The 12,452-nt window shown below is 69.9% G+C and carries 14 protein-coding genes and 2 pseudogenes; 7 read left to right on the plus strand and 9 right to left on the minus strand.

Annotated features, from left to right (window positions below):
* Positions 1-90: 90 nt before the first annotated feature.
* Positions 91-614: pseudogene (locus tag IE318_RS45390) on the plus strand (hypothetical protein); the annotation flags it as partial.
* Here IE318_RS45390 and IE318_RS31030 read toward each other — a convergent pair.
* Both IE318_RS31030 and IE318_RS31035 read right to left on the minus strand, forming a co-directional pair.
* Positions 581-1,129: a hypothetical protein gene (locus tag IE318_RS31030; protein ID WP_189905668.1), complete on the minus strand. Its 549-nt coding sequence runs from the start codon at positions 1,127-1,129 to the stop codon at positions 581-583. The pseudogene IE318_RS45390 and the gene IE318_RS31030 overlap by 34 nt on opposite strands.
* 194 nt (positions 1,130-1,323) lie before the next feature.
* The gene (locus tag IE318_RS31035; RefSeq protein WP_189905741.1) at positions 1,324-1,575 is read right to left on the minus strand and encodes a hypothetical protein; all 252 of its coding nucleotides are present in this window, start codon (positions 1,573-1,575) and stop codon (positions 1,324-1,326) included.
* 238 nt (positions 1,576-1,813) lie between these two features.
* Here IE318_RS31035 and IE318_RS31040 point away from each other — a divergent pair, with 238 nt between their 5' ends.
* Both IE318_RS31040 and IE318_RS31045 read left to right on the plus strand, forming a co-directional pair.
* On the plus strand, positions 1,814-2,707 hold the full coding sequence (locus tag IE318_RS31040) for a sigma-70 family RNA polymerase sigma factor family protein (RefSeq protein ID WP_189905730.1): 894 nt from the start codon (positions 1,814-1,816) through the stop codon (positions 2,705-2,707).
* Positions 2,708-2,997: 290 nt separating this feature from the next.
* Positions 2,998-3,264, plus strand: coding sequence for a WhiB family transcriptional regulator (locus IE318_RS31045; RefSeq protein ID WP_189905670.1), 267 nt, complete (start codon positions 2,998-3,000; stop codon positions 3,262-3,264).
* 129 nt (positions 3,265-3,393) lie between these two features.
* Here IE318_RS31045 and IE318_RS31050 read toward each other — a convergent pair whose 3' ends face one another.
* Together IE318_RS31050 and IE318_RS31055 are read right to left on the minus strand one after the other, a co-directional pair.
* Positions 3,394-3,990, minus strand: a complete 597-nt coding sequence (locus tag IE318_RS31050; RefSeq protein ID WP_189905732.1) for a YceI family protein — start codon at positions 3,988-3,990, stop codon at positions 3,394-3,396.
* Positions 3,991-4,155: 165 nt separating this feature from the next.
* Positions 4,156-4,902 carry an SDR family oxidoreductase gene (locus IE318_RS31055; protein ID WP_189905671.1) on the minus strand — a complete coding sequence of 249 codons (747 nt, stop codon included), beginning with the start codon at positions 4,900-4,902 and terminating at the stop codon, positions 4,156-4,158.
* Positions 4,903-4,955: 53 nt separating this feature from the next.
* On the opposite strand from IE318_RS31055, the gene IE318_RS31060 reads away from it, so the two are divergent.
* Positions 4,956-5,216 (plus strand): hypothetical protein, encoded by a 261-nt coding sequence (locus tag IE318_RS31060; RefSeq protein ID WP_189905672.1) that lies wholly within the window; start codon positions 4,956-4,958, stop codon positions 5,214-5,216.
* Positions 5,217-5,329: 113 nt separating this feature from the next.
* Positions 5,330-5,638, plus strand: a pseudogene (gene fdxA / locus IE318_RS31065) (ferredoxin); the annotation flags it as partial.
* Between the two features lie 143 nt (positions 5,639-5,781).
* Here the strand turns inward: fdxA and IE318_RS31070 are convergent.
* Together IE318_RS31070 and IE318_RS31075 are read right to left on the minus strand one after the other, a co-directional pair.
* Complete coding sequence (locus IE318_RS31070; RefSeq protein ID WP_189905673.1) at positions 5,782-6,279, minus strand: Ohr family peroxiredoxin; 498 nt, start codon at positions 6,277-6,279, stop codon at positions 5,782-5,784.
* 206 nt (positions 6,280-6,485) lie between these two features.
* Entirely contained in the window at positions 6,486-7,382 is an 897-nt protein-coding gene (locus IE318_RS31075; RefSeq protein ID WP_189905674.1) for an RNA polymerase sigma-70 factor, read from the minus strand.
* 324 nt (positions 7,383-7,706) lie between these two features.
* Here IE318_RS31075 and IE318_RS31080 point away from each other — a divergent pair, with 324 nt between their 5' ends.
* Both IE318_RS31080 and IE318_RS31085 read left to right on the plus strand, forming a co-directional pair.
* Positions 7,707-8,336, plus strand: a complete 630-nt coding sequence (locus IE318_RS31080) for a DUF5134 domain-containing protein (protein WP_189905675.1) — start codon at positions 7,707-7,709, stop codon at positions 8,334-8,336.
* A 74-nt stretch (positions 8,337-8,410) separates the two neighbouring features.
* On the plus strand, positions 8,411-8,803 hold the full coding sequence (locus IE318_RS31085; protein WP_051844574.1) for an SgcJ/EcaC family oxidoreductase: 393 nt from the start codon (positions 8,411-8,413) through the stop codon (positions 8,801-8,803).
* A 107-nt stretch (positions 8,804-8,910) separates the two neighbouring features.
* Here the strand turns inward: IE318_RS31085 and IE318_RS31090 are convergent, their stop codons facing one another.
* The 3 genes from IE318_RS31090 to IE318_RS31100 form a co-directional block, all read right to left on the minus strand.
* The gene (locus IE318_RS31090) at positions 8,911-10,302 is read right to left on the minus strand and encodes an aldehyde dehydrogenase family protein (protein WP_189905676.1); all 1,392 of its coding nucleotides are present in this window, start codon (positions 10,300-10,302) and stop codon (positions 8,911-8,913) included.
* Positions 10,302-11,402, minus strand: coding sequence for a phenylacetate--CoA ligase family protein (locus IE318_RS31095; protein ID WP_189905677.1), 1,101 nt, complete (start codon positions 11,400-11,402; stop codon positions 10,302-10,304). The genes IE318_RS31090 and IE318_RS31095 overlap by 1 nt, the downstream gene beginning before the upstream one ends.
* Before the next feature lie 202 nt (positions 11,403-11,604).
* Complete coding sequence (locus tag IE318_RS31100; RefSeq protein WP_189905678.1) at positions 11,605-12,369, minus strand: class I SAM-dependent methyltransferase; 765 nt, start codon at positions 12,367-12,369, stop codon at positions 11,605-11,607.
* Between the last annotated feature and the right edge of the window lie 83 nt (positions 12,370-12,452).

Here is a 12,452-nt window from a genome sequence, read left to right on the forward strand (position 1 = left end):
GACCAGGCGGACACGTTGCACGAAGGCAGGGTGCCTGTGTGGTGGGTTCGGGCATGCGCAGGGGGTGCCGGGGCCGGCGTGATGGGTGTTCAGGCGTACGGACTGAAGCATGTCGAGGAGACCGTGGCGATCCGCGACCGGCTGCTCACCTCGTTCGACCGCGCGGCGACCCTTCCGCGCGGGCCCGAGCGCAGCAGGCTCGTGCGGATCTCCGGGTCGGCACGGACACCGAGGCGGTGGTCGATGCCTGGGCGGCCGGCGACGACGCCTCGGTTCCCGACCTCGCGGCCGGGCGACCGGATGCCCGCACGGTGCCCGACGCCCGGCACGCCGTCCGTCAGGGCCGGCGTCTGGCGAAGAACATCCTGGCGTCAATGCGTGGCCGGCCGATCAGGGACTACGTGCACTACAGCCAGGGGGTGGTGGCCACGCTGGGGCTGGGACGTGGCATCTTCCAGTACCGGAGCCTGGTCATCAAGGGCTTCCCGGCCTGGCTGATGCACAGGGGTTACCACGTTCTGGCCGTACCCAGCTGGGAAGGTAAGGCCCGTGTTTTCGCGGTGTGGGCCACCGCCGCCTTCTACGGCCGCTTGGCGGCGCGGTACAGACCGCGGCCGACACGGCGAATGCGGGAGGTGCCGACCAGACGGTCGAGGGTGCTCCGGACGGCGTTGATGCTGCCACTGTCGGTGTCACGGCCCAGAGCGGCGGCGACATCGCGGGCACGGACGTCGGTGTCCGCGACTTCGGCGAAGTACGCCAGGATCTGTTCGGTCAGTTTGCCGTACTTCGATGCGCTGTCGGCCTCGGCCTCGGCGTCGGTGCGATCGGGCCTCGCCCGGCTCTCACCGGCGTCCTCGGGCGTGTCCGCGGGTGTCGCTCGCCGCGCGGGCGCCGGCTCCGTCGCCGGTCGGACATCCACAGGAGCGGGTGCCGCGGACGACGAAGCGGCCATGGGCATCAGGGCCTGAAGGGCGCTGAGCGCTCGCTGCACGGAGTCCAGGTGAGCGGTGACGGCGGACAGTTCCCTCTCGAGCGCCTGCTTCTGGACCTCCAGCCGGGCCAGGTCCTCTCGGAGGCTCTCGGCGGTGATCTCGATGTTGCGAGCCGTGGGGGTCACGGAGCCCATGCGTTCCTCTCGTCCTCAACCCTTGTTCCGGCGGGGCCGCCGATGTGCCGGCGGCGTCAGCCCGGCCCAACACCGGGGGGATGCTTCCCGGACATCATATGCAGCGGCCCTGCCGGTCGGGAACGGAGCGGGCGGACACCGGAGAGCACGCGTCGACAGCCGGGACGACTCACCGGATCCGCCCGCGCGATCCGTCAGGTGCGGCGGGTCGCCGAGTGATCGAGCCGGGTGTCGCCTGCCTCGCCCAGGTGCTTATGGCCGTCGGCGGGCCCAGCCCCCGAGTGCTGTAGTTGCCGGAGGGTCTCGGAGACCGCCTCGATGCGGGCGTCCACCGTGTTTATCGCCTCTCGCAGCAGGCGCAGCCGGCCCTCGAGCAGCGCCGCCTCCGCCACCAGCGACGCGGTGGTGGCGGCGGGATCGGCCTGCCGGTCAGTGCTTCGGGGCATCCTCTCGTCCTTCCTCAGCTTGTGCCGGATCTTCGCCGCAGGCCTGAGCGGATGCTGCCGCAAGCCGTCGACACCGCATAGACCAGGCAATGGGGGGAGCTGTGACAGCGCCGTGCGCGCATGCTGCATCGGAGCGGCTCAGTGTCCGCCGAAACGGCCTGCTCGGCTCGGCTCACCGCGTTGCTGTGGAATATGGCACCGACGGTGGGTTGGCATGAAAGTGTGTTTCGGCGACACGATGTCGTCATCCGAGGACGGAGGGCGCGGTACGGGACCTGTCGGTGACGCCCTGCCGATCGCGGAGTTGCTCGATGAGCGGCGGCACTTGTTGGAGGTCGCTCACTGGATGGTGGGCAGCCGCGTCGTGGCCGAGCGTGTCGCCGACGAGGCGTACCGGCAGTGGTACGGGCTCTCCGATCACCAGCGTGCGCGGATCACGGCGCCACGCGCCTGGCTGACCCAGGTCGTCGGGGGCATCTGCCTGGCGCTGCTGGCCCTGCCCGGCCGCCGGGAGGAGGCCCAAGGCCCTGTGCCGAGGAGGGGACAGCGCGGTACCGGCCTGGAGGGCGAGGCCGGCGCAGGGTTGCTGCGGACGTTGGAAACGCTGTCACCGGCCGAGACGGCGGCGTTCGTGCTTGACGACGTCTTCGTACCGGCACCGGGCGCGGTCGCGGGCCTCGTGGGACAGTCCGAGGCGGAATGCGCCGAGCCGACGGACCGGGCCCGTCAGAGCATTCGGGCCCGGTGCGCACAGCCGACGCCGCCACGCCGGCGGGACGAGATGGCCCACGCCGTACGACACGCGTGCGCCGACGAGGACGCCGACCGCCTGGCGTCCCTGCTGACCCCCGACGCCACCGCGTTCTTCGACGGCGGAGGCAAGGTCCGCGCGCTGACGAGGCCCGTCATCGGCAGCGAACGCGTCGCCCGAAGTCTGCTGACCCTGCTCGCCCGACACCCCCGCACCACCTTGCACACTCACCCCGTGAATGGGCGCACCGGTCTGGTCGCCCGCTTCGACGACCGGGTCGCAGCAGTCATCGCCCTCGACATCGCCGGCTCCCGTGTCGTCCAGGTCTGGGTCGTCCTCAACCCCGACAAACTGCGCTCCTGGAACCGCCCTCGCCCCTGACGACTCGCCCAGGAGTTCGGCCGCGGTGGCCGGCCGCAGAGCGGGAGCGTGGCCGCGGCGGTCATGAAGGTGGCGGGGCGGCCGTCCCGGTGCCGGCGCAAGACACGGAAACCACCTCGTTCAGGTAGAGAGGCGGTCGGACGCGGCATCGGCTCGATGTCACACACGCGCCGACCGTTCTGTCTTTTCCAGTGACGAGCGATGACGCAGAGCCCACCCACGTCTTCGCACTCCCTCACGACGAGCCGCCCCCCGAGACCGTATCCGTCCCTCACCGCAGGAGGTGTTCCATGGATTGGCGCGAACGGGCGCTTTGCCAAGGCGAAGATCCTGATCTGTTCTTCCCGATAGGCAACATCAACAGTGGCCCGGTGGCGATACAGACGGACGAGGCGAAGTCCGTCTGCCGTCGTTGCCCCGTGACGGAGCGGTGCCTGGCCTGGGCCATGGACGCGGATCCGGTGGAGGGCATTTGGGGCGGCACGACGGAAGGGGAGCGCCGCGCCATGCGACGGCGCACGGTGCGCACGCCGGAGGCGACGGAAACCGCCGCGTGAGCGCAGGCCGAGTGACCGGACCAGGCTGTAATGGCGGTGGAAGGAGCCGAAGCCGCGGACCACGGTCAGGGGAACGGGCGGGCGGGGTGGTTGCGGAACGGGTACCGCCCCGCCCACGCCGGCGTCCGGTCAGGCCGCCGGGTCCCGGTCGACCCGTATCGCGGAGATGTCCAGGGCCAGAGTCACCTTGTCGCTGACGAGGACACCCCCCGTCGCCAACGGCGTGTTCCAGGCCAGGCCCCAGTCCGAACGCCGCAGGGTGGCCGAGCCCTCGAATCCGACCCGGTGCTGCCCGTAGGCGTCCTCGCCGGCTCCGCCGAAGACGACGTCGATGCCCAGGGGCAGCTCGACGTCCTTGATGCGCAGAGCGCCCGTGAGGCGGAACTCCTCGTCGCCGAGCGGGACGATGCCGGTGGAACTGAAGACCATCAGGGGAAACGTCGCGGAGTCGAAGAAGTCGGGTCCCCCCAGGTGCGCGTCGCGCTCGTGGATTCCCGTGTCCAGGCTGTCGGTCTGGACACTCACGTACGCCTCGGAACGGGACGGGGCGGAGCCGTCGAGTTTGAGAAGGCCCTCGAAACGGTCGAACCTCCCGCGGACATTGGAGATCATGGCGTGCCGGACGGAGAAACCGATCGAGCTGTGGACCGGGTCGATGGTGTAGATACCGGTCACCGCCGGGTAGGAACCGGAACCGGGAGGAACGGCCTGATCGTGTTGCATCAGCATGGTGAGTGGCTTTCTCTGCGGTTGGTGTCTGTCGGTGCCAAGGCGTCTCGGCGTCTCGGCCGCAGCCGCGCCGGACATGAAGAAGGGGCCTGCGTGCCGCGGCGCGGATGACAGGCCCCCTCTCGCGGGGGCGGGCCCGACCCCGGGGCCCGCCCCGGCGGCTCACTGCTGCTGCGCGAGCCAGTCGGCGAAACGGGTCTCCGCGATGTGCGCGTCCGGACCGGGGAGCAGAGTGGTCTCCTGCAACTGCGCACCGAAGTACGGGGCGTGCGCGTCGGTCACGACCGTCCTCGGGTCGTTCTTGGCGGCCAGGCCCTTTCGGATCAGCTCGTCCAATTGGAACGCCTCCGGGCCGGCGACCTCCACCACCCCGTTGACGGGGGTACCGACAGCGGTGCGGCCCACGGCGGCGGCCACGTCGTCGGAGTAGATGGGCTGGATCTTGATCGGGGCCAGACGGACGGTGTCACCGTCGGTCGCCGAGTCGGCGATGCCCTTCATGAACTCGAAGAACTGTGTGGCGTGCACGATGGAGTACGGAATTCCCGAGTCCTTGATCAGCTCCTCCTGCGCCTGCTTGGCACGGAAGTAGCCGCTCTCCTGGAGCCGTTCCGTACCGACCACGGAGAGGGCCACGTGGTGGGTCACCCCGGCGTCCGCCTCCGCCTTGAGGAGGTTGGTGGTCGAGGTACGGAAGAACTCCATGACGGCGTCGTCCGCAAAGGACGGCGAGTTGGAGACGTCCACCACGACCGAGGCACCGGCGAGGACCTTGGCCAGGCCCTCGCCCGTGAGCGTGTTGACGCCGGTGTTGGGGGCCGCCGGCACGGCCTCGTGACCGTGCTCCTTGAGCTTGGCGACGAGCTTCGAGCCGATCAGTCCGGTACCGCCGATCACTACGACCTTCATGGTGGGGATCCTTTCGGAAAGGTGTGATGTGGGTCTGTACCAGGAAAGACCGGGTGCGCACGCTTTCTGTGACAAAAGCCGTGAAGCAGGAATGCCGGATGACGGGACAGCTGTTCGACGAGCTTTCCATCGGTGGAGACGTCTTCCATGAGGGACACGATCTCGTCCGGGACGGCGGGAATGCTCTTGCGCAGACCCTGTTCGTCACGGACGACCCCGGCGTGTTCGGTTGGGGTCACCGACTACGACCAGGCCAGGCGGCGGTCTGTGACACGGGTGCCGCCGCTCCCGATGCCCGGGAAGGGCGGTGGTGACCACAGCGAGATCACACGTGTCACAACGTAACGGCCTCCTCGGTCGTATGCATGAGCCCGACGGCCGCCCGAGTCGGCCCCGTGACGTGGTCGACGACGAGGAGGAGGAGAGGATGACGTACGTCATCGCGCAGCCCTGCGTCGACATCAAGGACCGGGCGTGTGTCACGGAATGCCCCGTGGACTGCATCTACGAGGGTTCACGCACGCTCTACATCAACCCTGCGGAGTGCGTCGACTGCCACGCCTGTGAGCCCGTCTGCCCCGTGGAGGCCATCTTCTACGAGGACGATCTGCCGCGGCACTGGGCGCACTACCGGTCCGTCAACGCGGAGTTCTTCGAAGCCGCACCCCTCGGTCGGGACCGTCCGCGTGACTCGCCCGGGGACCATCCTCTGGTCACGGCCCTGCCCCCGCAGAGCCTCTACAAGAAGGAGATCTCCGCCTTCGCCGTCCGCAAGGAGGAGGCCGCCGACGCGGACCTGTGGTTCCCGTCCTGACCGGCCGTGCCGGCGATGAGCGGCCGCCGCCGGGCGCGACGGCCGACTCATGCCGGAGGCGCCGGTCAGGAGGCGAGCGTGATGGTTGTCGGCGTGCCCTTCCAGGCCATCCGCGCGTACGGACACAGCGTGTCGGCCTTCTCCATCAGGACCGTTGCCGTCTCGGGAGCGACGCCGGGCCACTTCACCACAAGATCGACGCGCAGCAGATAGCCACCGTCCTGCGGATCCCGTCCGAAGGCGACGGTCGCCACGACGGAGATGGCCGCGGGGTCGAGCGCCTCCTGCCGCGCCAGGAGGCTCAGCGCGCCGTGGAAGCACGCCGCGAAGCCGGCCGCGAAAAGCTGCTCGGGGTTGGTTCCCTGACCGTCGCCGCCGAGCTCGGGGGGCATGCGCAGATCGAGGTCCAGCGCGCCGTCGGACGAGCGTGCCCGGCCGGAGGCCCGCCCGTGCGAGGCCACACCGCCGTGGACGGTCACCGTGGTCGTGTAGATGGGCGAGAACTCGTTCCCGTCGTAGTCCTTCTCGGTCGAAAGGGTGGGCAACTGGATCCGCTCAGTCACAGCATGACTCCGATGTCGTCGGGGTACGGCGTCCCGGCAGACGTCCGGGAGCGCGTAACCGGGGGCCCGGAGGGCGGACAAACGACACGTCACGTCGTCCGTCTTCGGGTTCGGGGCGTCCGGGGTCCGGACTACTGGTTGACCGACAAGTAACCGTTCCTGTGACACCTGCCCGCCGACGGCCGGGCATGACGCCCGACAGCGGGTCAGTCGCGCAGGGAGGCCACGTAGGGCTCCAGCTTGGCCGGGTTCATCACCCACATGAGCCGGTCGATGCCCTCCGTCGAGATGTCGGCGGACAGCAGGGCGACAGCCTGCCCACCGGACGAGACCAGCACGGCCGGCAGGCCGTTCGCCTCGACCCACCGGATGTCCGCCTGCGGCCAGAAGCGCGGGGCGAACGCCACGAGGTACCGCGAGACGTGGGGGCGTCCGATCACCGGGATCTTGGACGCGCCGCGGATACCGCCACCGTCCGAGTAGCTGACGACGTCGGCGGTGAGAACGTCCTCCAGTACCGACAGATCGCCCGTCCGCGCCGCGGAGAGGAACACCTCCAGCAGCCGCCGATGAGCTGCCGGCGTGACACGCTCCCTGCGCTCGGCGGCCAGGTGTCTGCGTGCCCTGCTCACCAGCTGACGGGCGTTGGCCTCGCTCGTCTCCAGGATCTCGGAGACCCGCCCGTAGGGATAGTCGAACGCCTCCCGCAGCACGTAGGCGGTGCGCTCCACGGGATTCAGCTTCTCCAGGAGCAGGAGAACCGCCATCTCCAGGGCCTCGGCCCGCTCCGCGCCCAGCTGCGGATCCTGCGCGGTGTCGACGGGTTCGGGGAGCCAGGGGCCGACATAGGACTCCCGGCGCACCCGTGCGGACTGGGCCAGGTTGATCGCCAACCGGGTGGCCACGGTGGTCAGGAAGGCGGCCGGTTCGTGGACCTTCGCGCGGTCCGTGTTCTGCCACCGCAGCCACGTTTCCTGCACGACGTCCTCGGCCTCCGTCGCACTTCCCAGGACGCGGTACGCGATGCCGAAGAGTCGCGGGCGCGCCGAAAGGAAGTCCTTCGTCGCTTGATCGAGGGCGTCGGGGTGGGCGCCAGCCTGCATGGATCATCCCTTCTGGCTTTGCACGCACCATGCTACAAGTGGGCGCGGAGGGCAGCGTCGGGGGTCGTTGGCATGACCATTCGCGACGCCGTTCAGGGTGCACACCGTGGCACTCGATGAGTTCACGGCATGCCGTCTGGGAGCGCGCCATGTCACGAAACAACCGCACGCCCGGTCAGGACTGCGAACAGTCATGGACCAGGGAAGGTGCACACAGTGTCGATCAGGAGGCCAGCGCAGGACCACTTCTCTCACAGACGGAGTGCGGCGAAGCAGGACGCCGCGCCCCTGGCCCTTGCCGAGAGCGCCGCCTGACCCCGCCCCATGGATACTCCCGTCGACGTCGTCCACTCCATGCTGACGGTGCTCTTCTCCCTCGTGGCAGCGCACGCACTGTGGCACGGCGTCCGGTCACCGGGGAGGGGACGCCGTGACCGGGTGGACCACCTCCTGCACTTCGCCATGTCCGTGGCCATGGCGGCGATGCCCTGGAGCCTCGGCCGATCGCTGCCCGGCCGGACCACGACGGTCCTCTTCACGCTCGCCGCACTGTGGTTCCCGCTGACCGCCCTTCGCCGGCGCACGGCGAACAGAGCGGCGGAGATCGCCGGCCGGCTGCCGCCCGCGGCTGGCATGGCCGCGATGGCCTGGATGCCGCGCACACACCACGGCCGGGCGGTGCCGTCCCACGAGACCCTGGCCGGAGGCGTCCCGGCCGCGCACGACACCGCAGCCATCGGCCATGCCACCGGAGCACCGGTGTCGGCTGCCGGGGTCACCGGGCTGCTGACCGTGTATCTCCTGACCTGTGCCATATGGTCGTTGACCCGCCCCATGCCCTTGCTGCGGTCCACCGCCGCCGCGCACCGCGCCGCCGCGACGGACCCGTACGGTCACGTCCGTGACGGAGCGATGGCGTTGGGTACGGCCCTGATGCTGCTCATGCCCCACTGACCAAGGACTTGCGGGCGATCTCGACGGCTGCGGCCCTTGACCTCAAGGTGACTTGAGGTTTCAGAGTGATCGGCATGAACACCGAAACCGCAGACATCAAGGCCATCGAGCAGGTCGTGGCTACCGTCGAACGCGCTCAGCGTGCCAAGGACGCCGAGCAGTTCCTCGCGCTCTTCCACCCCGACGCCGTCTGGACGACTGCCCACGGCAAGGTCCTCATCGGCTTCGATGCGATCGCCGAGTTCACCCGCGCCGTCCTGCCCAACGCGAGCTGGGACGGCGAGGTCACCTACGAGGCAGTGCATACGCAGTTCCTGCGGCCTGACGTGGCGGCCGTCAAGGTCCGGCAGATCTACCACTCTGCAGAGGGCGACACGGAGGGAGCCCCGCTGTACGTCATGACCAAGCAGGCAGACGGGACCTGGATGCTGCACGCCTGCCAGAACACCGAAGTGCGGGTCGATTGAGAACCCGTCCAAACGATCACGTATGGAATCAGTCAAATCACCCGACCCATACGCACATCAAGGACCCGGACGCGGAACAGTCGCATGATCGGCCGGACAAGTCCTGGTCACGGGGCGCCGGCGACGGCCTTGCTGCGCATCAGGAAGTCCGACAGGTAACTGTCGTGGGGCACGCCGGGAGCCATCCAGTAGGTCGGGTGGTCACCGACGTACACATTGGCGATGGTGGGTTCCGCCAGCAGCGCGTCGAGCAGCGCGTCGTCGCGGGTGAGCGCCGAGAGCACGAGGGTGTCCCGCAGCGGAGCGATACCGTCCGCACGGTTCCAGGGCGCCACCCACACGCAGGGGAAGGGGAGTTCGGTCCGGAGCTGCGGGGCGCTGGAGCGGACCACCTGGTGAACGGCGGGACGCAGGGCGGCGCTTCCGTCCCCGAGGTCGTCGACGAGGCCCTCACCACCCAGCCAGGCACGGGTCCCCGTCGCCACCGACCTCAGGTAGGAGCCGAGGGCCCGTGCCCGGTCCAGCGGGCACACCGGGAGCACCGCCCGCGCGTCCTCGGGCGGCAGAGCGGGCAGCCGGGACAGACGGGCCGCGACGGCCTCGGCGAGCGGCGCCGGATCGCCCTCGACGAAGACGGCGGTGGCGTTGACGCAGGCGGTGCCCCCCTCGTCGGCGACAGAGCCGACGATCGTGTCGAGGTGCTCCTGCCAGTCGGTGTCCGCGGTGATGAGGATCTTGGTCCTGCCCGGCCCCTGGGGCAGCACGTGCGGATCGTGGGCGTACCGGGCGACCACCTCGTCGCCGCCGTACACGACCGCGCGGTCGGCACCGCGGATCAGCGTGTCGGCGGTCCGGTGGTCCGTGGGCAGCAGCATCAGCTGGTCCTCCCGGACACCCGCTCGGTGCAGCGCTCCGACCAGCCGGTGCGGGGTGAACGGCTCCCGGCGCGACGGACGCACGGCGACGCGGTAGCCCAGGGCCAGCGCCTCGAGCCACAGCCGGTGGACACCGGGATGGTTGCCGGAGGCGTTGACGGCGAACACGTTCCCCCGGCGGGCCCAGACGGCGTGGCCGGCCTCCAGGACCGGGTCCCGCCGGTCGGAGACCGCCCCGCGTGGCCTGCCTTGCTCGGCGGAGGAACGTGCCAGGCTGACGAACCGTGCCGTGCCCCGTGTGGCGGCGCGCACCACCGTCAGCGGGGTGCCGGAGGTACGGCTGACGAGGTGTTCGTACTCGCGGACGCCCAGTCCGCCGACGGTGCCGGTGGCGAACTCCTCGCCGGCCGCCGCCAGCAGTGCGTCGAGGCCGGCGGCCGGCACCGCCTCGGCCTTGCGCAGCGCGCCCAGCGCCCGGCCGACGTACACCGGTGGCACCAGGCTCAGCCGCGCCACCTCGGCACCCGACACATCCGTCACCGCGCTCGGCACCCGCGTCCGGTACGGACCGCGGGGACCCAGCGCGTCCAGGTACACCGGCCCGGTGACCTCGGCAGTCGTCATCAGTACACGCCCTCGATCACCGTCTCGCCCTGCACCGTGGGCACCGGCGCGACGTCCGCGACGGCGTCGCCCGCCTGTCCGCCGGCCGGCCGCATGCGCAGGGCCGTGTCCCGTTCCGCGTTGTTGGGGATGAGCATGGATTTGCTGACGTGGCTGACGATCACCTGGCCCCGCTCACCGACCTCGGCCCTTTCCCCGGTGTCGGGGTCCACGACGGAGAGGAACACGTACGGCGACACGGGGTCGAACACGCAGGGCTCAGCGGCGCTGAGACCGACCCGTTCGAGCAGTGCGGTGAGCATCATGGTGTTGCCGTACATGCCGATGAGGGGTACGTCGGGAAAGACCTCCGTGCCCAGCAGGTGGCGGGTGTCGGGGTCCATGTGGGTGCCGCCCCAGATGATCGCCTCGACGGAGCCGTTGATCCGCTCCAGAAGGTCGTCCTCACGGGCGAAGCGCTCCAGCAGCGGGGTGGTGGCGGCGAGTACCCCGATCTCCTGGGTCAGCAGGATCCGTCGGCACTGTTCGACGAGATGGTCGGTGTAGGACTCGACCTCGTTGCTCCGGCCCGCGGCGACCAGCTTTTTCACCCAGCGGGGGTCCATGTCGATGCTCAGCCCCGGGCCGCCGAGGGATCCTGCCGCCCGCTGCAGCACGTCACCCACCAGATGCGGGCCTGTCGGTGCCACGGTCAGCCACTGGGCTCCGACGGGCAGGCCGTGCTCCCGGAGGCGCTGGTCGACCTGCTCCGTGCTGTGCCGCATCCAGTCGTCGAGCTGGACGACTCGCTTCGGCGCCCCGGTCGTTCCGCCGCTGTCGAAGACGTTGAGGAGCCGGGCGCCGCCTCCGTAGCCCCGGGGGATCAGGTCCGCCACCGGGACGTCCCGCAGCTCGTCGGTCAGGTCGGGGAAGAGCATCAGGTCGTCCACGCCCTTGACGTCCCGCCGCGGATCGAAGGCGAGCCGATCGGCCCGGTCCAGCCAGTAGCGGGAGCCTGTCGCCGGGTCGAAGTGCCAGCGCATGGCCGCTCGTACGAACTCGTCCGGGTCGACGCCGTCGGACGGTCCGGCGTCCAGAACGGTGGGGGACTCGTACGTCATGGATGATCCTTCCTCGGCACGGTCTCGTGCGCTTGAGCGAGATTCCGCGGGGCGTGTGAGATGGGGAGGCGTTCGGTCACCGGCTGAACCGTTCGGAGGCGACGGTGCGCCGGCCGTCGAACCGCGAGCCGTGTGGTGCGGTCATCCATGAGACCGGTCGACGACACTGGTTGTGACATCTCCAGGATCTGTGATCCGTTGCTCACCAGGGAGCTCGGAGTGTCACCGCCAGGAAGGCCGGATCATCGTGGCCCGGCAACGGGACGAATCCGTGCCGTGCCAGGTCGTCGATCACCTGAGTGCGGGAGGCGGGCCACATCCAGAACCTCTCGGTGTGCTCCCGCAGCACGCCTTCCACACCCCGGACCCAGTAGTCGACGCGTGTGCGGATGCGGTTCCCGGCGGCCGACATCACGATGCGTCCGCCGTACACGTGCTCGCCGACCCGCTGCTCGGGCAGGACGCGCAGCACGTTCCGGGCGGGAAGCCGGGCAGGCGGTAGCTCCAGGAAGAGCGAACCGCCGGGGACGAGGGCCGCGCCGATCGCAGGCCAGAGCGCGAGCCGCGCACTCGGCGGGAGACAGGCGACCGTGTTGTGGCAGACGGCCACGTCCGCGACCGCGTACAGAGCCGCCTCGTCCAGGGCGTGCGGGTGAACGGTCACCCGCTCCCTCTGCCGTGCGGGCAGGGCGGCGAGGCGGGTCATCAAGGACGTGCGCATGGCCCGCGCGGGCTCGACGGCGTGTACGTCGGCCTGAGACTCGGCCAGGCTCATCAACGTGACCCGTCCGGTACCGGCACCGATGTCCAGAACACCGATACGGGCCTTCGCGACTTCGCGACCGTAGAGGTGACGGACGCGCGCCTCGTCCTCGTCGGCCTGGAGGATGTCGTAGAACTCCGCGGTGACGGCGTAGGAATCCGTCTGGGGCCGGTGGGCCGGTGCTCTCGCTGTGACTGGGCGCATGTCCAGCAAGACCGCACATGGGGCGTGCTTGTGACAGCAGTGGTGGCGAGCGGGGTGCCAACCTGTCGCTGCGACCCAGGCCA

It is taken from the genome of Streptomyces spiralis (genome assembly GCF_014654675.1).
Classification (GTDB): Bacteria; Actinomycetota; Actinomycetes; order Streptomycetales; family Streptomycetaceae; genus Streptomyces; species Streptomyces spiralis.